This is a genomic window from Pseudomonas sp. S3E12 (genome assembly GCF_001702295.1).
GTDB lineage: Bacteria > Pseudomonadota > Gammaproteobacteria > Pseudomonadales > Pseudomonadaceae > Aquipseudomonas > Aquipseudomonas marginalis.
This window is the reverse complement of the sequence record NZ_MBDT01000003.1, coordinates 308,936-330,114: the sequence shown is the minus strand read 5'-3', so window position 1 is coordinate 330,114 and position 21,179 is coordinate 308,936. Positions and strand designations below refer to the sequence as shown.

Sequence of the window (21,179 nt, the reverse complement as noted above, 5' to 3'; positions counted from 1 at the left end):
TAACAGTCAGGTATGCAAACGTGCCGCAGGGTGCGGCCAGGATCAGTCAGGCGCGCCAACGCCAGCGGGCCAGGGCCTTGATGACTTTCATCCAGAGTTTGCGAGTGACCACCACGATGGAATTTCCAGAAGGGGACGGATCGATGTCGGGCAACGTTATCTCAGCGCCAGCTCCCAAGCAACCGGGGATTAGCAGTCTCAGATCATCAATCACCAGCGACGGCGACTCTTCGGTGATCGGACGGCCATGGTTGTAGCCGTAACTCAGGGCCACGCACTGCACGCCAGCCGCTTTCGCCGCCAGCACGTCACTGCGTGAATCGCCGACAAACAGCGACTGGGACGCCGGGATATTGGCCATTTTCATCACGAAAAACAGTGCTGCCGGATCGGGTTTCTTCTGCGGCAAGGTATCGCCACCAATGATCCAGCGGAAATAACGGCCAATTTTCATCTGGTCCAACAGCGGCGCGACAAAGCGCTCCGGCTTGTTGGTGATCAGGGCCATTTCCACGCCCTGCTTGCTCAGCCATTTGAGGGTGTCGCGTACGCCGGGGTAGACCACGGTCAGTTCGTGGCTGCGCTCATAGGCTGCGTTGAACAGCTCCAGGGCGTGCTCGGCCTCAACCTCATCGACACCGTCGGCATCGATGTGATTGGCCAGGGCCCGGCGCACCAGCATCGGCGCGCCATTGCCGACCCATTCGCGTACCGACGCAAGCCCCGCCGGCTTGCGTCCCAGCTTGAGCAGCATCTCGTCCACCGCCGCCGCCAGGTCTGGCACCGAGTCGATCAAGGTACCGTCCAGATCGAACATCACCAGCCGTGGCAGTTTGCCGGGGAACAGCTGCTCAAAGCCGCTCATGGACGCGCCAGCGCCAATTCGGCGCGCATCCTGGCGATGACTTCCTGATAGTCCGGGGCGTTGAAGATCGCCGAGCCGGCCACGAAGGTGTCGGCGCCGGCAGCCGCGATTTCACGGATATTGTTGACGTTGACCCCACCGTCGATTTCCAGGCGGATGTCACGGCCCGACGCATCGATCAGCGCACGGGCTTCACGCAGCTTGTCGAGGGTACCGGGGATAAACTTCTGCCCGCCGAAGCCCGGGTTGACGCTCATCAGCAGCACCATGTCGACCTTGTCCATCACGTACTTGAGCACGTCCAGCGGGGTGGCCGGGTTGAACACCAGGCCGGCCTTGCAACCGCCCTCGCGGATCAGTTGCAAGGTGCGGTCGACGTGCAGCGAGGCTTCCGGGTGGAAGGTGATATAGGTCGCGCCGGCGTCAACGAAGTCACCGATGATGCGATCCACCGGGCTGACCATCAGGTGCGCATCAATCGGCGCGGTGATGCCGTACTTGCGCAGCGCCGCGCAGACCATCGGACCGATGGTCAGGTTGGGCACGTAGTGGTTGTCCATGACATCGAAGTGCACGAAGTCGGCACCGGCGGCCAACACCTTGTCCACTTCTTCACCCAGGCGGGCGAAATCGGCGGAGAGAATCGATGGAGCAATAACGAAGGGCTGCATGACGCACCTTTTTTGAGCTAAATCACGATGGCGCGCATTGTATACCTCATGCTTTGCCCTGCGCACCGTGACCTAACTCAACGGCTAGTACGCCGCCCGATAGATTTTCTCGATATCGGCCGCGCTGAGCTTGCGCGGGTTGTTACGCATCAGGCGCTCGATACCCGCCGCTTCCGTGGCCATGGCCGGGATGGCGTCCTCGGGAACCCCGAAACTGCGCAGGCCGGAAGGAATCTCCACGGCGGCACACAATCGCGTCATCGCCTCGACCGCCTGGTCGGCGGCATCGTTGACACTCAGGCCGCTGACATTCACGCCCATGGCCTGGGCAATGTCCTGCATGCGCTCGACACAGGCCAGTTTGTTCCAGTGCATCACGTAGGGCAGCAACAACGCATTGCTGACGCCATGGGCGATATTGAACCGCCCGCCCAACGGGTAGGCCAACGCATGTACGGCGCCCACCCCGGCATTGCCGAAGGCCATGCCGGCCATCAGGCTGGCGGTGGCCATATCGTCGCGGGCCTGCAGGTTGGCCGGGTTGGCGTAGGCCTTGGGCAGCGCCTTGGCGATCAGCTTGATCGCTCCAATGGCCAGGGCATCCGTGATCGGCGAGGCGTTCAGGGAAAGGTAGGACTCAATGGCATGCACCAGCGCATCCACGCCACTGGCGGCGGTGACACTGCGCGGGCAGGTCAGGGTCATTTGCGGGCTGATCAGCGCGACGTCCGGCAGCAGGTAGTCGCTGACGATGCCTTTCTTCAACTGCGCGACCTTGTCGGAGAGGATCGCCACATTGGTCACTTCCGAGCCGGTGCCGGCCGTGGTCGGGATGGCGATCAGCGGCGGGCCCTTGCGCGGCACCTGGTCGACGCCAAATAAGTCCGCCAGGGCGCCGTGGTAACCGGCATAGGCGGCAACGCTTTTGGCAATATCGATGGCACTGCCGCCCCCCAGGCCGATCAGGCCGTCGTGGCCGCCGTCTCGATAGGCCTGCATGCAGTCTTCGACGATGGAGATTTCCGGGTCGGGCAGCACGCGGTCGAAAATCTCGTAAGGGCGCTCACCCAGGTGTTCGAGTGCCAGCGCCACCGTGCCGGACTTGACCAGCGCCGCATCGGTGACAATCAACGGGTTATCCACATCCAGGCGCGTCAGCTCGGCGGCAAGTTGCTCAATGGCGCCAGCGCCGGTCAGCAGTTTGTGGGCGATCTTGAATGAGGAAGTACTCATGTGCGCGGCCTCTTATCGGTGATGGGCTGGCACAAGAGTAGCTGACTGGATCGGGTTGTCTTCCATTCAGGCGCTGAATGGTCAAAGCCCCCCTGTGGGAGGGGGGCTGTACTGGTCTTTAGACCTGGGCCGTGCGCAGTTTCTCGCTACGCCCACGCAGCCACTCCAGGGTCAGCAACAGCAACACCGAGAAGGCGATCAGCAAGGTCGCTGCCGCCGCAATCGTCGGGCTGAGGTTTTCGCGGATGCCGCTGAACATCTGGCGCGGCAGGGTCGCTTGCTCGGGGCCGGCGAGAAACAGCGTCACCACCACCTCATCGAACGACGTCGCGAAGGCAAACAGCGCGCCGGAGATCACCCCCGGTGCAATCAACGGCAAGGTTACCCGGCGAAACGCCGTCAAGGGCGAGGCACCCAGGCTGGCCGCGGCCCGTACCAGGTTATGGTTGAAACCCTGCAAGGTCGCCGACACGGTGATGATCACAAACGGCACCCCAAGCACCGCATGCACCACGATCAGCGAGAAGAAACTGTTGCCCAGGCCCAGTGGCGCAAAAAACAGGTAGCTGGCCACACCGATAATCACCACCGGCACCACCATCGGCGAAATCACCAGGGCCATCACCAACGCCTTGCCGGGGAAATTCCCACGGGTCAGGCCGATCGCCGCCAGGGTGCCGAACACCATGGCCAATACCGTGGCGGCCGGGGCGACGATGATGCTGTTCTTCAACGCACGCATCCATTCCGCCGAGGCGAAGAAATCCTGGTACCAGTGCAGCGAGAAGCCTTGCAACGGGTACACCAGGAAACTGCCGCTGTTGAACGACAGCGGGATGATCACCAGCACAGGCAAGATCAGGAACAACAGGATCAAGCCGCAGAGGATCCGCAAGCTGTAGAACCACACCCGTTCCACCGGTGACATATAAGGGCTCAGCATCGCAAGGTCTCCTCAGCTCAGGCGCAGGCGGCTGGCGCCCACCAGCCGGTTATAGATCAGGTACAGCACCACGGTCGCCAGCAGCAGCAAGCCGCCCAACGCCGTCGCCATGCCCCAGTTGATGCTGGTGTTGGTGTAGAAGGCCACGAAGTAGCTGACCATCTGGTCGTTCGGGCTGCCCAGCAGTGCCGGGGTGATGTAGTAACCAATCGCCAGGATGAACACCAGCAGGCAGCCGGCGCCGACACCGGCATACGTCTGTGGGAAGTACACGCGCCAGAAACTGGCGAACGGGTGACAGCCCAGGGAGATCGCCGCACGCATGTAGGTGGGCGAAATGCCTTTCATCACGCTGTAGATCGGCAAAATCATGAACGGCAGCAGGATATGCACCATGGAGATGTAGACCCCGGTACGGTTGAACACCAGCTCCAGGGGTTTGTCGATCAGGCCCATGCCCATCAGCGCACTGTTGATCAGCCCGCCGGATTGCAGCAGCACGATCCACGCCGCCACCCGCACCAGGATCGAGGTCCAGAACGGCAGCAACACCAGAATCATCAGCAGGTTGCTTTTGCGCGCCGGCAGGTTGGCCAGCAAATACGCCAGCGGATAAGCCAGCAGCAGGCAGATGGCGGTGATCACCAGGCCCATCCAGAAGGTGCGGGCGAAGATGTCCAGGTAGATCGCCTGGTCCGGGGTGGCCGGCGCCACTTCGCCGAGGTCGTCGATGCGGTGATCGACGGCCGCCAGCAGGTAGAACGGTGTCAGGCTGCTGGTATTGCGCCGGATCGCTTGCCAGTACGCCGGGTCGCCCCAGCGTTCGTCGAGGTTTTCCAGCGCTTCTTTATAAGAGGCAGGCGCTTCGGTAAACGGCAGCGCCCGCGCGGTTTTGGTCAGCAGGCTGCGATAGCCGGCCAGTTCCATGTTCAAGCGTTTGGAGAGATCGCCCAGGGTCTGGTTTTTGCGCGCCTCGCCCAGGTCTTCACTGAGGGCCTGGTACACCGGCTCACCCGGCAAACCACGACCGTCCCAGGCCGTCACCGCCACCACAGTACGCGGCAAACCGCCCACCACTTCCGGGTTGCCGACGCTTTTAAACAGCAGCGCAACGATCGGCACCAGGAACACCAGCAGCAAAAACAGCACCAGCGGCGCAATCAAGGCCTGGGCCTTCCAGCGATTGAGCCGCTCGGCACGCGCCAGGCGCTGCTTGAGGGTGGGGCTGTTGACCTCGTTCGAGGGAACGGCGATGGCCATGGCTGACTCCGAATCTTGAAAATGAATGCAATCTTTCACACACAAGAAATCCCTTGTGGGAGGGGGCAAGCCCCTCCCACAGGGTTATGCAGTGTTACTTGGCAGCCCAGGAGTTGAAGCGCTGCTCCAGCTGCTCGCCGTTATCCGCCCAGAAGCTCACGTCGATCTGCACCTGGTTGGCGATGTTTTCCGGCGTAGTCGGCATATCCTTGAGGATGTCCTTGGCCAGCAACGGTACGGCTTGGGTGTTGGCCGGGCCGTAGGCGATGTTTTCCGAGTAGGTCTTCTGCTGCTGCGGCTGCACCGAGAAGGCGATGAATTTCTTCGCCGCTTCGGCACGCTCCTTGGACAGGCCTTTAGGGATGGCCCAAGCGTCGAAGTCGTAGATGCCGCCGTTCCACACCACTTTCAGGTTGCTTTCTTTTTGCACCGCGGCGATGCGGCCGTTGTAGGCCGAACTCATCACTACGTCACCCGAGGCAAGGTATTGCGGCGGTTGTGCGCCGGCTTCCCACCATTGGATCGAGGGCTTGAGTTCGTCGAGTTTCTTGAACGCACGGTCCTGGCCATCTTTGCCGGCCAGCACTTTGTACACGTCCTTCGGTGCAACACCGTCGGCCATCAAGGCGAATTCCAGGGTGTACTTGGCGCCCTTGCGCAGGCCGCGCTTGCCCGGGAATTTCTTGGTGTCCCAGAAATCCGCCCAACTGGTTGGCGCAGACGCCAGTTTGTCCGCGTTGTAGGCCAGAACGGTCGACCATACGAAGAAGCCCACGCCGCACGGCTGGATCGCGCCCTTCACGTAGTCGGCGCTGTTGCCAAACAGTTTCGGGTCCAGCGGCTCGAACATGTCTTCGTCACAGCCACGGGATAGTTCCGGCGACTCCACCTCCACCAGGTCCCAGGACACGCTCTTGGTGTCGACCATGGCTTTGACCTTGGCCATCTCACCGTTGTACTCGCCGGCGACGATCTTGCCGTTGCCCGCGCTTTCCCACGGTGCATAAAAAGCCTTGACCTGTGCAGCCTTGTTTGCACCGCCAAAGGACACGACGGTCAGGTCCGGGCCAGCCATGGCCTGTGTCGCGCCCATCAAGCTCAGGGCCAGGACGGAATATTTCAGGGATCTCAACATTGTTGTTCTCTCCACGTGCAGGGTTGGTGAAGCCATGGGGCGATCAATTCGCCTCTAGAAGTGGGTCGAGTGCGCGAACGTGCTCGACTTGCCAGCCAATCGGTACCACGTCGCCGACCGCCAGGGCCGGGTCCAGCTCGGCGATCGGTTGTTTCACAAAAAAATCGGCCTTGCCGCAGACTTCCAGGCGCACACGCACGTGGTCGCCCAGGTAGATGAATTCCGCCACCCGCCCGGAGAAACGGTTGACGCAGCTTTCACTGGAGCCATTGAGGCTGACACGCTCAGGGCGCACCGACAGGGTCACCGGGCCGCCGACCTGGCCGACGTTCACCGCCAGCGCCTCGACCTTCTCGCCGCGCGCCAGCTCCACCATGCAGCGCTCGCCGGTGTGGCTGTGCAGGCGGCCATTGAGGCGGTTGTTTTCACCGATGAAGTTGGCGACGAAGGTGTTCTTCGGCTCCTCATACAAGGTACGTGGCGCGGCGATCTGCTGGATCTCGCCCTGGTGGAACACCGCCACGCGGTCGGACATGGTCAAGGCTTCGCCCTGGTCGTGGGTCACGTACACCACGGTCACGCCGAGTCGCTGGTGCAGGTGCTTGATCTCCATCTGCATGTGTTCGCGCAGTTGCTTGTCGAGGGCACCGAGGGGTTCGTCCATCAGCACCAGTTGCGGCTCGAACACCAGCGCCCGGGCCAAGGCCACACGCTGTTGCTGGCCGCCGGACAGTTGCGCCGGGTAGCGCTGGGCGAAGGCGTCGAGCTGGACCATGCTCAGCACGCGTTTGACCCGCTCGCTGATATCGGTCTTGCTCAAGCCCCGCACCGACAGCGGGAACGCGAGGTTCTCCGCAACCGTCATGTGCGGGAACAGCGCGTAGTTCTGGAACACCATGCCGATGTCGCGCTTGTGCGGCGGCACGTTGTTGATCGAGCGTCCGGCCAGCTGGATTTCACCGGCGGTCGGCGTTTCGAAGCCGGCCAGCATCATCAGGCTGGTGGTCTTGCCCGAACCGGAAGGCCCGAGCAAGGTGAGGAACTCGCCCTTGCGAATCTCCAGGTTGAGGTCTTTGACGATCAGGTTCTCGCCGTCGTAGCTCTTCTGCACGCCACGAAAGCTGACCAGCACATCATTTGAATCCACCTCGCTCATACCCGCACCTTTGTATTTTGGACTGCTGTGGCACAAGCGTAGTCCAGGCGCGAGACCCCGGAAATCGGGGGCCAGGAGAGAATGGCATCAGCCGGATGGAAGGTTTGGGGTAGGGATCGCCCTACACGGATGGCGGGGATGGGACAGGGCAGCTGCAAGAGGCGAGCTGCACGCGGCAAGAATGGGTTCGGCGGTGTTTTGGGGGTGTCGTTATTGGGTATGTGGTTAGAGGAGCTTGTGCTCCATGGCGTACTTCACCAGCTCGGCCAGGGAGGTGATATTGAGCTTTTGCATCAGCCGCGCCTTGTGGGTGCTGATGGTCTTGCTGCTCAACGCCAGTTGCTGGGCGATGTCATTGACGTTGGCGCCCTGGGCCAGGCGCTCGAACACTGAGAACTCCCGCTCAGACAGCAGCGAATGCAAGGGCCTTGAATCCGTCAGCCCGACCTCGAAGACCATGCGATCCGCCAGGTCCGGGTCGATGTAGCGCCCGCCGGCCGCGACCTTGCGAATCGCCATCAGCAGCAGCGCGGGATCGCTGTCCTTGGTGGCGTAGCCCGCCGCGCCCACCTTCAAGGCGCGGGCGGCCATTTGCGCCTCATCGTGCATCGACAGCACCAGGATCGCCGGCGGATTGCTCAGCGCCCGAATGCGCGCGATTGCTTCCAGGCCATTGACGCCAGGCATCGAGATGTCCAGCAACACCACCTCGCAAGGCACATGGCGCAAGGTCTCGAGCAACTGCTCGCCATTACTCGCCTCCCCCACCACCAGCAGGTCCTTGGCCAGGCCGATCAATTGCTTGATGCCTTCACGAACAATGGTGTGGTCTTCGGCTACCAGTACACGGATCACAAGGGCTTCCTCTTATCGTCATGCATCCAACGGCACCGTGACACTCAGGGTGGTGCCCTCGCCCAATTGACTGTCCAGGCTCAGTTGCCCGCCCATGATCAGCACCCGCTCGCGCATCCCCACCAGGCCAAACGACACCGGGCGCCCCTGGGCCTGGACGAAACCGACGCCATCGTCGCTGATGGTCAGGCGCAGGTCGGTGCCTTCCACCGCCAGGGTCAGTTCGACAGTATGCGCCTGGGCATGGCGCATCACATTGGTCAGCGCCTCTTGCAGGATACGGAACAGGCCGATGGCCTTGGCATCGCTCAAGGCCGGCAGGTTATCCGGCACTTGCACCAGGCAGGGAATCTGCGTGCGCGCTTCGAAACGCCGCGCCTGCCATTCGATGGCCGAGGCAATCCCGGCGTCGAGAATCGGCGGGCGCAGCGCCGTCGCCACGTCCCGCACCAACTGGAACAGTTGGGCGATCAGGCGCTTCATGCTGTTCAAGCGCTCGTGCAGGCCAGGATCCAGTTGCGCATAGGACAGCTCGCACATGGAGGTTTCCAGCTTGAGCACCGTGAGCATTTGCCCGAGTTCGTCGTGCACTTCCCGGGCGATGCGGGCCTTTTCTTCTTCGCGCACGGTTTCCAGGTGGGCGGACAACTCGCGCAGTTGCGCCTCACTTTGCATCAGGGCGGCCAGGGTGCGGCGCAGTTCGGTGACATCGTTCAGGTAGACAACCAGGTATTCAGCCTCGGCAAATCGCACAAAGCTCAAGGACACGTTGGCCGGCAGGATGCTGCCATCGGCGCGCAAACAATCGGTGGCGAAATTCTGCGGCCCCTCCTCGCTGGCCCGTGCGCGCTTCCACAAATTGAGCCAGCGGTCCATATCCAGGGTCGGGTCGAGGTCGACCAGCGGCCGTTCGATCAGTGCACCGGGCTCGTAACCCAGCATGCTCTCGGCCGCACGATTGGCGTAGCGCACGTGGCTGTCCCAGTTGACCCAGAGGATGCCGACGGTGCTCTGGTCGATGGAGAACTGCGTCAAGCGCAGCGCTTCGGCACCGGCGGCACGGGCCGCGCTTTCTTCGCGGGCGGCCAGCAGGCCATGCTCCAGCACACGTTGCTGGCGGCGCTGCCAGAACACCACGGCCAGGCTGGCGAGCAGCAACAGGCCGAGCAGCAGGCTGAGGTTCTGCCAGAGGCCTTTGGATTCGGATAAACGTGGGTATTTGGGTTGCAGCCAGCGACTGTGCAGTTGATCCAGGTCGCGGGCCGGGATCGCGCTCAGGGCACTTTCCATGATGCCGGCCAGTTCCGGCCAGTCCCGGCGCGTGGCAACCCGCAGCAATTGCGGCAGGCCGATGTCCCCGACCACCGCCAGCCCGCTGAACTCGACCTCTGCGGACAAGCGGCTTAATTGCGCTTCATCCACCACGGCATAACGCGCCTGCTGGCTGACCAACAGCTGCAAGGCCTGGCGCTCCATGGGCACGCCTTGCAGGTTGAGGCCGGGATAGGTACTGCGCAGGTAATCGGCCACGGCGCTGGGCATGCGCACGGCAACCCGGGATTGATCGTCGAGCTTCTCCAGCTCCACGGCACCACCGCCCTCGCGGATGCCGACAATGTGTTGAGGCACACGCATATACGGGTCGGTGAACTGCCACAGGCGCAAACCGGCCGGGGTTTGCTGCAGGCCAGGGGCAATGTCCACCTCGTCATCGCGTACGGCCGCCTCCAACTGCTCCTGATCAGGGAAGTTGCGCCAGGTCAGCTCGATGTTCAGCGCCTTGGCCAGCCACTGCATCAACTCGACATTCGCCCCGGACAAGCGCTGCAGGCGTCGGTCGTATTGCGCGTAAGGCGCCTGCAACACCACGCCCACCCGCAGCTCCGGGTGCCGGGCCAGCCATTCGCGCTGCGGCGCATTCAGCTGCGCCTGCGGTGTGGCGGGCGCGGGGGAAGCGTTTGCCATCAAGGCAAGGCACAAACAGCCGATAACCAGCAGACAGCGAAAACCCATGATCCACGTCTCACATCACTGACAAATACTGACCAACCCATTAGGCTGCTGGAATCACTTCTGGCCGGAAATCAACGATGTCCTATCGAAACCGTTCGGCACTGCCAGCATTGTGCCTGTCACTGCTGTTTACCAGTGCCTTTTCTGTGCAGGCTGAAGACGCACCGGCACCGGTGGCCGAAAAACCCGTCGAACGCCAACCCCTGCCCGAGCGTAGCCAGGAAGAGGCCGCCGCCCTGGAACGCAAAATCCCGCAGCAAGAGCAGCAACAGTTGCAGGCCGGCAGCGATTCCTTCCTTGCCCTGTGGAAACCCGCCAACAGCGCCGAACCCGAAGGCGTGGTGATTATCGTACCCGGCGCCGGCGAAAATGCTGACTGGCCACAAGCAATCGGCCCGTTACGACGTAAATTGCCGGATGCCAATTGGGGCAGCCTCAGCCTGTCGTTACCGGACGTGAGCATGGACACCCTGCCGCCGCGCGTCATGGAAGCGCCCAACGCCACCGTCGACACCAGCAGTAAAGACGCGAGCACCGCCGACAAGCCGATCGAACAAGCCGCCAGCGCCGAGGCGGAAGGCACCGACCCGGCGGTGGTCCCGGGCGCCGACGAGCAGGACAAGACCGACGCCTCGCGCATCTTTGCGCGTATCGATGCCGCCGTGGCTTTTGCCCAGACCCAGAGCGCACGCACGGTGGTGCTGGTGGGCCATGGCACCGGCGCCTGGTGGGCGGCGCGTTACCTGACTGAAAAACAACCCTCCCAGGTGCAGAAGCTCGTGATGGTTGCCGCCCAGACGCCTGCCGGGCGTCATCCGGATGTGCAGCAACTGGCGCCGGCGCTGAAGCTGCCGACGGCGGACGTCTTCTATCAAGACACCGCTCAAGCACGCAACAACGCCCTGGAACGCGCCCAGGCCGCGAAGCGCTTGAAGAATGACGGCTATAAGCAGGTGTCATTGAAGACCCTGCCCGGCAACAGCGCCGCCGAGCAGGAACAGTTGTATCGCCGGGTTCGCGGCTGGTTGAGCCCGCAGGCCAGCGCCGATTGAGGATAAGCACCGAACCAATGTGGGAGGGGGCTTGCTCCCGATAGGGGTGTGTCAGTCGACAGATAGGTAGCTGACCCACCCTAATCGTGGGCAAGCCCCCTCCCACATTGGAATGTGTTTATCCGTGAAAATAGTGACCTCTAACGAAAATCCCGGCGCTCGCGAATCAATGAATAGGCATTGTGCAATTCACGGGTGCGCTCGGTCGCCTCACGCACTTGCGCGGGGCTGGCACCACTGCCGGCCACCTTGTCCGGGTGATGACGGCTCAGCAAGCGGCGATAGGCACGCTTGATGACCGACGGCTCGGTGGTAGCGGTCACGCCGAGCAAGCGCAGCGCTTCCTGGTAGGTCGTGCCACGATTGACCAGCGGCTTGCGCTCAGGTGTGTAATCGGCCGCCAACGCCTGGAGCTGTTGCGGCGTCCAGCCCAACCACTTCCCCCACAGGTCGATCAAATCACGCTCGGCGGCGTCCGCCTTGCCGTCCGCCCAGACCATCCGCCAGCACGCCCGCAACACCCCTTCCGCCGCATGGGGCTGGGCCTTGAGCACACGCAGGTAGCGGCGTACACGGTCGGAACCGGATTTGCCGCGGTTGAACGCCGCAATCGCGCGGCGCTGGGCCGACTCGGTCATGTCCAGTGAGCGCATTTCCTGCCGCGCCTGCTGAATATGCCCGTCCACCACACGCCCGTTGCTTTTGGCCAGGCGCCCGAGCAACACAAACAATAACTCGTCATTGCGTAAAGCCGGACGCCCGCCCAAGCGCTCGCGCAACTGTGCCCAACTGTGCAGTTGCAGGCGGCGATCCAGCGCCTGCCCCAACAGCGCCCCCAACAAGGCCCCCGGAATACTGGCAATGGCAAAGCCAGCCCCGGCGCCGATCAGCGTCCCTGGCCACAACATGCTACTGCCCCGCTGTCAGCAGGGTTTCGACGTGCGCCAGGCGCTCCAGCGTGCCGACATCAATCCAGCGTCCCGCCATGTGTTCCCCCGTTACCAAACCTTTCGCCATGGCCGCACGCAGCAGCGGCGCCAGCTTGAAGGCACCGGCGCTGCAACCCTCGAACAGCCGGGGGTCGAGCACTGAAATGCCACTGAAGGTCAGGTTATCGGCACCGGGCGCCGCATCATGAAGCAAGCCCTGATCAAGGTAGAAATCACCGCCCGAGGGGTGATGTGCCGGGTTGTCGACCATCACCAGATGAGCCAGGCCCTTGAGCGGCTGCTTGAGGCGGGTGAAGTCGTAGTCGGTCCAGATATCGCCATTGACCACCAGGAACGGCTCATCCCCCAGCAACGGCAGCGCCTGGAAAATCCCGCCGCCGGTTTCCAGCGGTTCGCCCTCCGGGGAGTAGCGGATACGCAAGCCGAACTGCGCGCCATCCCCCAGGTAGCGCTCGATCTGCTGGCCGAGCCAGGCATGGTTGATCACCACATCGGTAAAGCCGGCCTTGGCCAGCGCCTCCAGGTGGTACTCGATCAGGCGCTTGCCGCCGGCCTGCACCAGCGGCTTGGGGGTGTGCAAGGTGAGCGGACGCATCCGCTCGCCTTTACCGGCGGCCAGGATCATGGCCTTCATAGGCTGACCTCTGCAGGTTGGCGCAGGCTGGTCAGTAACTCAGCCAGCTCGCTCAACTCCGGACGATCGGCCAGCACCGCTTCTATATAAGCAAAGAAGCGCGGTACATCGGCCAGGTAGCGTGGCTTGCCGTCGCGATGGCAAATGCGCGCAAAGATGCCGATGACCTTGAGATGGCGCTGCACGCCCATGAGATCGCTGGCGCGCAGGAAGTCTTCGAAATCCGGCTGTACCGGAATGCCGACCTGGGCCGCACGCTCCCAATAGCCGCGTTGCCATTCGCGCACGCGGGCCTGGGGCCAACTGAGGAAGGCATCCTTGAACAGGCAGGTGATGTCGTAGGTGACCGGACCATACACCGCATCCTGGAAATCCAGCACGCCAGGGTTCGGCTCGCTGATCATCAGGTTGCGTGGCATATAGTCGCGGTGCACCAGCACTTTGGGTTGCGCCAGGGCACTGTCGATCAGGTGATCGCTGACACGCTGCCAAAGTGCCTGCTGCCGAGTATCCAACTCGATACCCAAGTGTCGGCGCACGTACCATTCGGGAAACAATTCGAGTTCACGGCGCAGCAAGGCGACGTCATAGCTGGGCAGTGGTGCGTCCATCGGCAACTGCTGAAAAGCCAGCAAGGCGTCGATGGCATCGGCAAACAATTGATCGGCGTTTTCGTCGGTTATCACGTCCAGGTAGGTTTTTCTGCCCAGGTCATTGAGCAAAAGAAAGCCTCGCGGCAAGTCCTGTGCATAAATTTTCGGAACATTTATTCCCGAAGTGGAGAGCAAATACGCGGTATCGACGAAAGGTTTGCAGTTTTCCTGGGGAGGCGGAGCGTCCATTACCACGAACGTACGACCGCCGCCGTCCCAACGGAAATAGCGCCTGAAACTCGCGTCGCTGCTGGCCGCGGTCAATGTGGCCGGGGGTACGGCACCCCAGCCTTGAGCGTTGAAAAGGATCGGCAACTGCTCATCCAGCCAGACTTCCAGCTGTTGTAAACGTAGATCTTGCTCGGGCATTACAAGGGTCTCCGACGGCGCTAGCCGTCAAGCGGGGCATGCTTTATTATCACGCATCTTTTTCAGACCATCGAGAGGCGTGCGGCCCAAACCGCGGGCAGATGGCACGCAGGAAGCCCGGACTAATAAGATGGCATTGAAATCCCCCGCGTTTCGTAGAAAATTTCCGTTGCTGGTAACCGGCAGTCTGCTGGTCATGCAACCCTTCGCCACCTCATTCGTGGTCGCCGCGGAACAGTATGACTGCTCAGTCTCTGCTTCGGGTGCCTGGGACTGCGCGCCCAAGACCGCCGCAGCCCCCTTGCCACCGCGCCCAGTGCATGACGGTGCAGCCGTCAGCTCGGCCAACAGCACGGCGCAGGCCGACGCTGGCGGCAGTGCCGAAGCCGAGCCGAAGACCGCACTGGTCACCGAGTCCAAGGGCCGTGGCCTGCGTTCGCGCAGCGCCGACTACAGCCACTTGGACTGGGTGCCTCGTGAAAAGTTGACCGCAGCCCAGCTGGCGGAAACCGGTCCTTACTGCGGCGGTGCGTACATCGAGCCAACGCGTCCTGGCATGAACGACAAGACGAACAAGAGCGATGCGCCCACTTTCATCGGTGCCAAGGCCTCTCGTTACGAGCAGGAACAACAAGTCGCAACCCTGGCCGGTGACGTCGTCATGCGCCAGGGCAGCATGCAGCTGGAGTCGGAAGAAGCCAGCCTGTACCAGGCCGAGAACCGTGGTGAGCTGAACGGTAACGTGCGACTGCGCGACAACGGTGCATTGATCGTCGGCGACCATGCCCAGGTTCAACTGGACACCGGCGCGGCGCAGATCGACAACGCCGAATACGTGCTGCACAAGTCGCGTATCCGCGGTAACGCGCTGTACGCCAAGCGCGCCGAAAACGCGATCATCCGTCTCAAGGACGGTACGTACACCACGTGCGAGCCGGACAGCAACGCCTGGCAGCTCAGGGGCAACAACATCACGTTGAACCCGGCCACCGGTTTCGGTACGGCCACCAACGCGACGTTGCGGATCAAGAACATTCCGATCCTGTACACCCCTTACATCTACTTCCCGATCGACGACCGTCGTCAGTCCGGCTTCCTGCCACCGAGCTTCAGCACCGGCGGCGAAACCGGCTTCACCCTGGTCACGCCGTACTACTTCAACCTGGCACCAAACTACGATGCCACGTTGTACCCGCAATACATGACCAAGCGCGGCATGATGATGGAAGGCGAATTCCGCTACCTCACCAAGTCCAGCGAAGGCCAGTTTGGCGGCGCGTACCTGAACGACGACAACGACGAACGCACGAAGCAGACCGACTACGAAAAAACCCGCTACATGCTCAATTGGCAGCACAAGGGCGGGCTGGATTCGCGTGTACTGACCCAGGTCGACTACACCAAGATCAGCGACCCCTACTACTTCCAGGACCTCAAGTCCTATCAGGAAGGTGTCGAGAGTCGGGACTTCGTCAACCAGCAGGGCTCGGTGGCCTATCGCGGCGACTCGTTCCAGGCGCGCTTGAATGTCCAGGCTTATCAGCTGGCGACGATTTCCCAAACCACACCTTATGACCGCCTGCCGCAGATCACTTTAAATGGGCAGTTGCCGTTCCGCCCAGGTGGATTGAAGTTTACCTACGATACCGAAGCAGTTCGGTTTGAACGAAGCCTGGAAACCGGCAACTTCATCAATGAAGATGGTGGTACCGAGCGCCGCCTGGACACCTACGTAACCGGCCTGACCCGTGCAAACGGTACTCGCCTGAACGTAGCACCCGCCGTCGAATACCCGATGAACTGGACCTACGGTTTTGTGACGCCGAAGCTCAAGTACGTCTACACCAAGTACGATCTCGACCTGGACAACAAGGGCAAGAACGACATCATCGCTGCACAGACAGCAGCAGCGAATGCCGGCACCCAGTACGCAGGCGGCTCCTTCAAGAGCTCCCAGGACCGTGCGATTCCGGTGGCCAGCCTCGACAGCGGACTGTATTTCGACCGCGATACCAACTGGTTCGGCACAAACTATCGCCAGACCCTTGAGCCGCGCGCGTTCTACCTGTACGTGCCGAACAAGGACCAGTCCGATATCCCGATCTTCGACAGCAGCGAGTATGCGTTCAGCTACGCGTCCTTGTTCCGCGACAACCGCTTCAGCGGTACGGACCGTATCGGCGACGAAAACAAGCTGTCCCTTGGCTTGACCAGCCGCTGGATCGAAGAAAACGGCTTCGAGCGTCAGCGCGTATCCGTGGGCCAGGCGCTGTACTTCAAGGATCGTGAAGTTCAATTGCCGGGCATCCTCGCCGCCGACCGTGCCGATTCGCAGTCCGACGTATCCCCGGTTGCCCTGGACTACGAGTTCCGCTTCAACCGTGACTGGCGCGCCACTGCCGGTTACAACTGGGACACCGAGGAGCACAGCCCTCGCTCCGGCAGTGCGATGCTTCACTACCAGCCGGAGAACGACCCGAACAAGATCATCAACGTCGGTTATCGCTATCGTAACGACCAGGTCGTCTACAACCAGCTGACCGGCAAATGGCAGTTCGGTGGCGACTACGGCACCCCGGGTTCGGCGAACTACGTGAAGGATTACTACAAAATCCAACAACACGATTTCTCGATGATGTGGCCGATCATTCCCCAGTGGAACCTGATCACCCGCTGGCAGTATGACTACGCTCGCAACCGTACCCTGGAAGCCTTCGGTGGTTTCGAGTACGACAACTGCTGCTGGAAACTGCGCGTCATCAACCGTTACTGGGTTTCCAACGACGAATACAGCCAGATCGCCCCGCTTAACGAAAAGGGTGACCACGGGCTCTTCCTGCAGATCGTCCTCAAAGGACTCGGCGGCCTGACCGGCGCCAAGGTAGAGAGCTTCCTCGACAAAGGCATTGAAGGTTATCGTGAACGTGAAGACCAAGCTTTCTGATTGTCTGCGCCCGCTAGTGCTGGGCGCGCTGTTCCTGGGCACCGTATCGGCTCACGCTGCGGTTCAGCAACTGGATAAAGTAGTGGCCATCGTCGATAACGACGTGATCATGCAAAGCCAACTGGACCAGCGCGTCAAGGAAGTGCAGCAAACCATCGCCAAGCGTGGCGGTGGCGTGCCACCTACCAGCGTGCTGGACCAGCAGGTACTGGAACGCCTGATCGTCGAAAACCTGCAACTGCAGATCGGCGAGCGTTCCGGCATCCGTATCTCGGACGAAGAACTGAACCAGGCGGTCGGCACCATCGCTCAGCGCAACAACATGAGCATTGATCAATTCCGCGCGGCCCTGGCCCACGACGGTCTTTCGTATGAAGACGCCCGTGACCAGATCCGCCGCGAAATGATCATCAGCCGTGTGCGCCAGCGTCGCGTTGCCGAGCGGGTCCAGGTATCCGAGCAGGAAGTGAAGAACTTCCTGGCCTCGGACCTGGGCAAGATGCAGCTTTCCGAAGAACTGCACCTGGCTAATATCCTGATCCCGACCCCGGACAGTGCCAACTCCGAGCAACTGAATGCGGCAGCGGCGAAAACCCAGGCTATCTATGATCGCCTGAAAGCCGGTGCTGACTTTGCCCAGATGGCCATTGCCCAGTCCGGCAGCGACAACGCCCTTGAAGGTGGTGATATGGGCTGGCGTAAAGCGGCTCAACTGCCACCTCCGTTCGACCGTGAACTGAGCGCCATGGAAGTGGGTGGCATCACCCAGCCAGCCCGTACCCCAGGCGGCTTCATTATCCTGAAGTTGCTGGAACGTCGCGGTGGCGAGACCTCGCTGAAAGACGAAGTGCATGTTCGTCATATCCTGGTCAAACCAAGTGAAATCCGCACCGAAGCCCAAACCAAGGAACTGGCCCAGAAGATCTATGACCGCATCGAAAGCGGTGAAGACTTCGCCACCCTGGCCAAGAGCTTCTCGGAAGACCCGGGCTCCGCCCTCAACGGCGGCGACCTGAACTGGATCGACCCCAAAGCCCTGGTGCCCGAGTTCCAGCAGGTAATGGCCGATACTCCGCAAGGCGTACTGTCCAAGCCGTTCAAGACCCAATATGGCTGGCATGTACTGGAAGTCCTTGGTCGTCGCGCCACCGACAACACCAGCCAGGCCCGCGAGCAGCAGGCGCTGAACGTACTGCGTAACCGCAAATACGACGAAGAGCTGCAAACCTGGCTGCGTCAGATCCGTGACGAAGCCTACGTGGAAAACAAGCTGCCAGGCGCCGAGCAAACAGGCACCGACCAGGCAGCTCCGTGAAACCCCAGCGTTTCGCCGTGACACCCGGCGAGCCGGCCGGCATTGGTCCAGACCTGTGCCTGCTGCTCGCCTCGCACCCCCAGCCGCACCCCCTGATTGCCATTACCAGCCGCGACCTGCTCCTTGAGCGGGCCGCGCAGCTGGGTGTGGTCGTCAATCTGCTGGACGTGGCACCGGGCAACTGGCCCGACCTGCCGGCGCCCGCCGGCAGCTTGTATGTGTGGAACACCCCGCTGCAAGCCAGGGTCGTTGCCGGGCAACTCGACAAGGCCAACGCGGCGTTCGTCCTGGAAACCCTGACCCGCGCGGGGCAAGGCTGCATCGACGGCGACTTCGCCGGCATGATCACCGCGCCGGTCCACAAGGGCGTGATCAACGAATCGGGGATTGCGTTTTCCGGCCACACCGAGTTCCTGGCCGAGCTGACCAACACCGCTCAAGTCGTCATGATGCTGGCCACACGCGGCCTGCGGGTCGCCCTGGTGACCACGCACCTGCCATTGCGCGACATTGCCGACGCCATCACCGCCGAGCGCGTGGAACGCGTTACGCGCATCCTGCATGCCGACCTGCAACAGAAATTCGGCATCGCCCAACCGCGCATCCTGGTCTGCGGGCTCAACCCCCACGCCGGCGAAGGCGGCCACTTGGGCCATGAAGAAATCGACATCATCGAACCAACCCTGGAGCGTCTGCGCCAAGAAGGCATGGACCTGCGTGGCCCACTGCCAGCAGACACTCTGTTTACCCCCAAATATCTGGAGCACTGCGACGCAGTGCTGGCGATGTACCATGACCAGGGGCTGCCCGTGCTGAAGTACAAAGGCTTCGGCGCCGCAGTCAACGTGACACTGGGCCTGCCGATCATCCGCACCTCCGTCGACCATGGCACCGCCCTGGACCTGGCAGGCAGCGGAAAGATCGATACCGGCAGCCTGCACGTGGCCCTGGAAACCGCCTATCAGATGGCCGAGACCCGTATATGACCGAGCATTACCAACACCGGGCGCGCAAGCGCTTCGGGCAAAACTTCCTGCACGACGCTGGCGTGATCGACCGTATCCTGCGCTCCATCCATGCCAAGCCAGAAGACCGCCTGCTGGAAATCGGCCCGGGCCAGGGCGCACTGACCCAAGGCTTGCTCGCCAGTGGCGGCCAACTGGACGTGGTGGAACTGGACAAGGACCTGATCCCGATCCTCAACCAGCAGTTCGCCGGCAAGCCCAACTTCAACCTGCATCAGGGCGATGCATTGAAGTTCGACTTCAATACCCTCAACGCCGCGCCTAATAGCCTGCGTGTGGTGGGTAACCTGCCGTACAACATCTCCACACCGCTGATTTTCCACCTGCTGAACAACGCCGGGATCATCCGCGACATGCACTTCATGCTGCAAAAAGAAGTGGTGGAACGCCTGGCTGCCGGCCCTGGTGGTGGTGATTGGGGCCGATTGTCGATCATGGTTCAGTACCACTGCCGCGTCGAACACCTGTTCAATGTCGGCCCGGGTGCGTTCAACCCACCACCGAAGGTCGACTCGGCCATCGTGCGCCTGGTGCCTCACGCCGTGCTGCCACACCCGGCCAAGGATCACAAATTGCTGGAACGCGTGGTGCGTGAGGCGTTCAACCAGCGCCGCAAGACCCTGCGCAACACACTCAAGGCCCTGCTGAGCAACGCCGAGATCGAAGCAGCCGGCGTCGACGGCAGCCTGCGCCCCGAGCAACTGGACCTGGCCGCGTTCGTGCGCCTGGCCGACCAGCTTGCCATCCAGCCTGCGCCAGTCGCCGACTGAAACACCCAGGCATGGCCAGACACATGTCTGGCCTAGTGCCCACCTCTTGGCCTAGACTGATCCGCATCTGCTGTCCTCCGCTTTTGCTTTTAAGGCCTCTTGCATGTCCGATCCTCGCTACCAGATCGACGTCAGCGTCGTCACCCGCTTCCTCGCGGACCAATCGCAACCTGAACAGAACCGCTTCGCCTTTGCCTACACCATCACGGTGAAAAACAACGGCCAGGTGCCGGCCAAGCTGCTGTCACGCCACTGGGTGATCACCGACGGTGACGGTCAGGTCGAGGAAGTTCGCGGCGCAGGCGTTGTCGGCCAACAACCGTTGATCGACATTGGCGCCAGCCACACTTACAGCAGCGGCACGGTAATGACTTCCAAGGTCGGCACCATGCAAGGCTCGTATCAGATGAAAGCCACTGATGGCAAACTGTTCGACGCCATCATCAAGCCTTTCCGCCTCGCCGTACCAGGCGCCCTGCACTGATGGCAACGTACGCGGTCGGCGACCTGCAAGGCTGTCTGGAGCCCCTCAAGTGCCTGCTTGAACGGGTGGCCTTCGATCCGGCGAACGATCGCCTGTGGCTGGTCGGCGACCTGGTCAATCGCGGCCCCGAGTCCCTGGAGACGCTCCGTTACCTGTATAGCCTGAGGGACTCCCTGGTGTGCGTACTGGGCAACCATGACCTGCACCTGCTGGCCGCCGGCAATAACATCGAGCGTCTGAAAAAGGGCGATACCCTGCGCGAAATCCTCGAAGCGCCAGATCGCGCGCCACTGCTTGACTGGCTGCGTCGGCAAAAGATCATGCATTACGACGAAAGCCGCAATATGGCCTTGGTCCATGCCGGTATCCCGCCGCAGTGGACGCTGAAAAAAGCCCTCAAGTGCGCCGCCGAAGTCGAAAACGCCCTGGCCGATGACAGCCTGTACACCGCCTACCTCGACGGCATGTATGGCAACGAGCCAGTGAAGTGGGACAACGACCTCACTGGCGTCGCCCGCCTGCGGGTGATTACCAACTATTTCACACGCATGCGCTTCTGCACCGCCGAGGGCAAGCTGGACCTCAAGAGCAAGGAAGGCGCCGACACGGCACTGCCCGGCTACAAACCATGGTTTGCCCACAAGGAACGCAAGACCCGCGACACCAGGATCATCTTTGGTCACTGGGCAGCCCTTGAAGGCAAGTGCGAGGAACCTGGCGTGTTTGCCCTCGACACCGGCTGCGTATGGGGCGGCGCCATGACCCTGATGAACATCGACACCGGCGAGCGTCACGGCTGCCAGTGCCCACCCACTCTTCCCGTTACCCTGCCGGCTGCAGCCAGGCCATAGG

General features: G+C 61.9%; 19 protein-coding genes. 7 read left to right on the top strand and 12 right to left on the bottom strand.

What is annotated here, in order from left to right:
* Positions 1 to 46: 46 nt before the first annotated feature.
* From BB029_RS03480 to BB029_RS03440, 9 genes are all read right to left on the bottom strand, one after another.
* Positions 47 to 865 (bottom strand): phosphoglycolate phosphatase, encoded by an 819-nt coding sequence (locus BB029_RS03480; protein WP_065938241.1) that lies wholly within the window; start codon positions 863 to 865, stop codon positions 47 to 49.
* Positions 862 to 1,536, bottom strand: coding sequence for a ribulose-phosphate 3-epimerase (gene rpe, locus BB029_RS03475; protein ID WP_065938240.1), 675 nt, complete (start codon positions 1,534 to 1,536; stop codon positions 862 to 864). Before rpe ends, BB029_RS03480 begins: the two co-directional genes overlap by 4 nt.
* Positions 1,537 to 1,620: 84 nt before the next feature.
* Positions 1,621 to 2,769, bottom strand: coding sequence for an iron-containing alcohol dehydrogenase (locus tag BB029_RS03470; RefSeq protein WP_065925379.1), 1,149 nt, complete (start codon positions 2,767 to 2,769; stop codon positions 1,621 to 1,623).
* 118 nt (positions 2,770 to 2,887) lie between these two features.
* Positions 2,888 to 3,712 carry an ABC transporter permease gene (locus BB029_RS03465; protein ID WP_017739612.1) on the bottom strand — a complete coding sequence of 275 codons (825 nt, stop codon included), beginning with the start codon at positions 3,710 to 3,712 and terminating at the stop codon, positions 2,888 to 2,890.
* Between the two features lie 12 nt (positions 3,713 to 3,724).
* Complete coding sequence (locus tag BB029_RS03460; RefSeq protein WP_053131178.1) at positions 3,725 to 4,972, bottom strand: ABC transporter permease; 1,248 nt, start codon at positions 4,970 to 4,972, stop codon at positions 3,725 to 3,727.
* 94 nt (positions 4,973 to 5,066) lie between these two features.
* Positions 5,067 to 6,107, bottom strand: coding sequence for an ABC transporter substrate-binding protein (locus BB029_RS03455; RefSeq protein WP_065925381.1), 1,041 nt, complete (start codon positions 6,105 to 6,107; stop codon positions 5,067 to 5,069).
* Positions 6,108 to 6,150: 43 nt separating this feature from the next.
* A complete protein-coding gene (locus tag BB029_RS03450; protein WP_065938239.1) occupies positions 6,151 to 7,263 on the bottom strand; it encodes an ABC transporter ATP-binding protein in 1,113 nt (370 codons plus the stop codon).
* Between the two features lie 225 nt (positions 7,264 to 7,488).
* Entirely contained in the window at positions 7,489 to 8,118 is a 630-nt protein-coding gene (locus tag BB029_RS03445) for a response regulator transcription factor (RefSeq protein WP_027605903.1), read from the bottom strand.
* 18 nt (positions 8,119 to 8,136) lie between these two features.
* The gene (locus BB029_RS03440; protein ID WP_065938238.1) at positions 8,137 to 10,131 is read right to left on the bottom strand and encodes a histidine kinase; all 1,995 of its coding nucleotides are present in this window, start codon (positions 10,129 to 10,131) and stop codon (positions 8,137 to 8,139) included.
* Between the two features lie 77 nt (positions 10,132 to 10,208).
* Here BB029_RS03440 and BB029_RS03435 point away from each other — a divergent pair, with 77 nt between their 5' ends.
* The gene (locus BB029_RS03435) at positions 10,209 to 11,183 is read left to right on the top strand and encodes an alpha/beta hydrolase family protein (RefSeq protein WP_065938237.1); all 975 of its coding nucleotides are present in this window, start codon (positions 10,209 to 10,211) and stop codon (positions 11,181 to 11,183) included.
* Positions 11,184 to 11,323: 140 nt separating this feature from the next.
* Here BB029_RS03435 and BB029_RS03430 read toward each other — a convergent pair whose 3' ends face one another.
* The 3 genes from BB029_RS03430 to BB029_RS03420 are packed head-to-tail and all read right to left on the bottom strand — an operon-like array spanning position 11,324 to position 13,789.
* The gene (locus tag BB029_RS03430; protein WP_027605906.1) at positions 11,324 to 12,091 is read right to left on the bottom strand and encodes a TerB family tellurite resistance protein; all 768 of its coding nucleotides are present in this window, start codon (positions 12,089 to 12,091) and stop codon (positions 11,324 to 11,326) included.
* A 1-nt stretch (position 12,092) separates the two neighbouring features.
* Complete coding sequence (gene murU / locus BB029_RS03425; protein ID WP_027605907.1) at positions 12,093 to 12,767, bottom strand: N-acetylmuramate alpha-1-phosphate uridylyltransferase MurU; 675 nt, start codon at positions 12,765 to 12,767, stop codon at positions 12,093 to 12,095.
* The gene (locus BB029_RS03420; RefSeq protein ID WP_065938236.1) at positions 12,764 to 13,789 is read right to left on the bottom strand and encodes an aminoglycoside phosphotransferase family protein; all 1,026 of its coding nucleotides are present in this window, start codon (positions 13,787 to 13,789) and stop codon (positions 12,764 to 12,766) included. Before BB029_RS03420 ends, murU begins: the two co-directional genes overlap by 4 nt.
* Before the next feature lie 130 nt (positions 13,790 to 13,919).
* On the opposite strand from BB029_RS03420, the gene BB029_RS03415 reads away from it, so the two are divergent.
* The 6 genes from BB029_RS03415 to BB029_RS03390 all read left to right on the top strand — a co-directional run bounded on the left by BB029_RS03415 (position 13,920) and on the right by BB029_RS03390 (position 21,178).
* A complete protein-coding gene (locus BB029_RS03415) occupies positions 13,920 to 16,733 on the top strand; it encodes an LPS-assembly protein LptD (RefSeq protein ID WP_065938235.1) in 2,814 nt (937 codons plus the stop codon).
* Positions 16,708 to 18,048: a peptidylprolyl isomerase gene (locus BB029_RS03410; RefSeq protein WP_027605910.1), complete on the top strand. Its 1,341-nt coding sequence runs from the start codon at positions 16,708 to 16,710 to the stop codon at positions 18,046 to 18,048. Before BB029_RS03415 ends, BB029_RS03410 begins: the two co-directional genes overlap by 26 nt.
* The gene (gene pdxA, locus BB029_RS03405) at positions 18,045 to 19,034 is read left to right on the top strand and encodes a 4-hydroxythreonine-4-phosphate dehydrogenase PdxA (RefSeq protein ID WP_065938234.1); all 990 of its coding nucleotides are present in this window, start codon (positions 18,045 to 18,047) and stop codon (positions 19,032 to 19,034) included. Before BB029_RS03410 ends, pdxA begins: the two co-directional genes overlap by 4 nt.
* Entirely contained in the window at positions 19,031 to 19,843 is an 813-nt protein-coding gene (rsmA, locus tag BB029_RS03400; protein ID WP_065925389.1) for a 16S rRNA (adenine(1518)-N(6)/adenine(1519)-N(6))-dimethyltransferase RsmA, read from the top strand. Before pdxA ends, rsmA begins: the two co-directional genes overlap by 4 nt.
* A gap of 103 nt (positions 19,844 to 19,946) precedes the next feature.
* Entirely contained in the window at positions 19,947 to 20,327 is a 381-nt protein-coding gene (gene apaG / locus BB029_RS03395; protein ID WP_027605913.1) for a Co2+/Mg2+ efflux protein ApaG, read from the top strand.
* Positions 20,327 to 21,178 carry a symmetrical bis(5'-nucleosyl)-tetraphosphatase gene (locus tag BB029_RS03390; RefSeq protein WP_065938233.1) on the top strand — a complete coding sequence of 284 codons (852 nt, stop codon included), beginning with the start codon at positions 20,327 to 20,329 and terminating at the stop codon, positions 21,176 to 21,178. The genes apaG and BB029_RS03390 overlap by 1 nt, the downstream gene beginning before the upstream one ends.
* The last annotated feature ends 1 nt before the right edge of the window (position 21,179 follow it).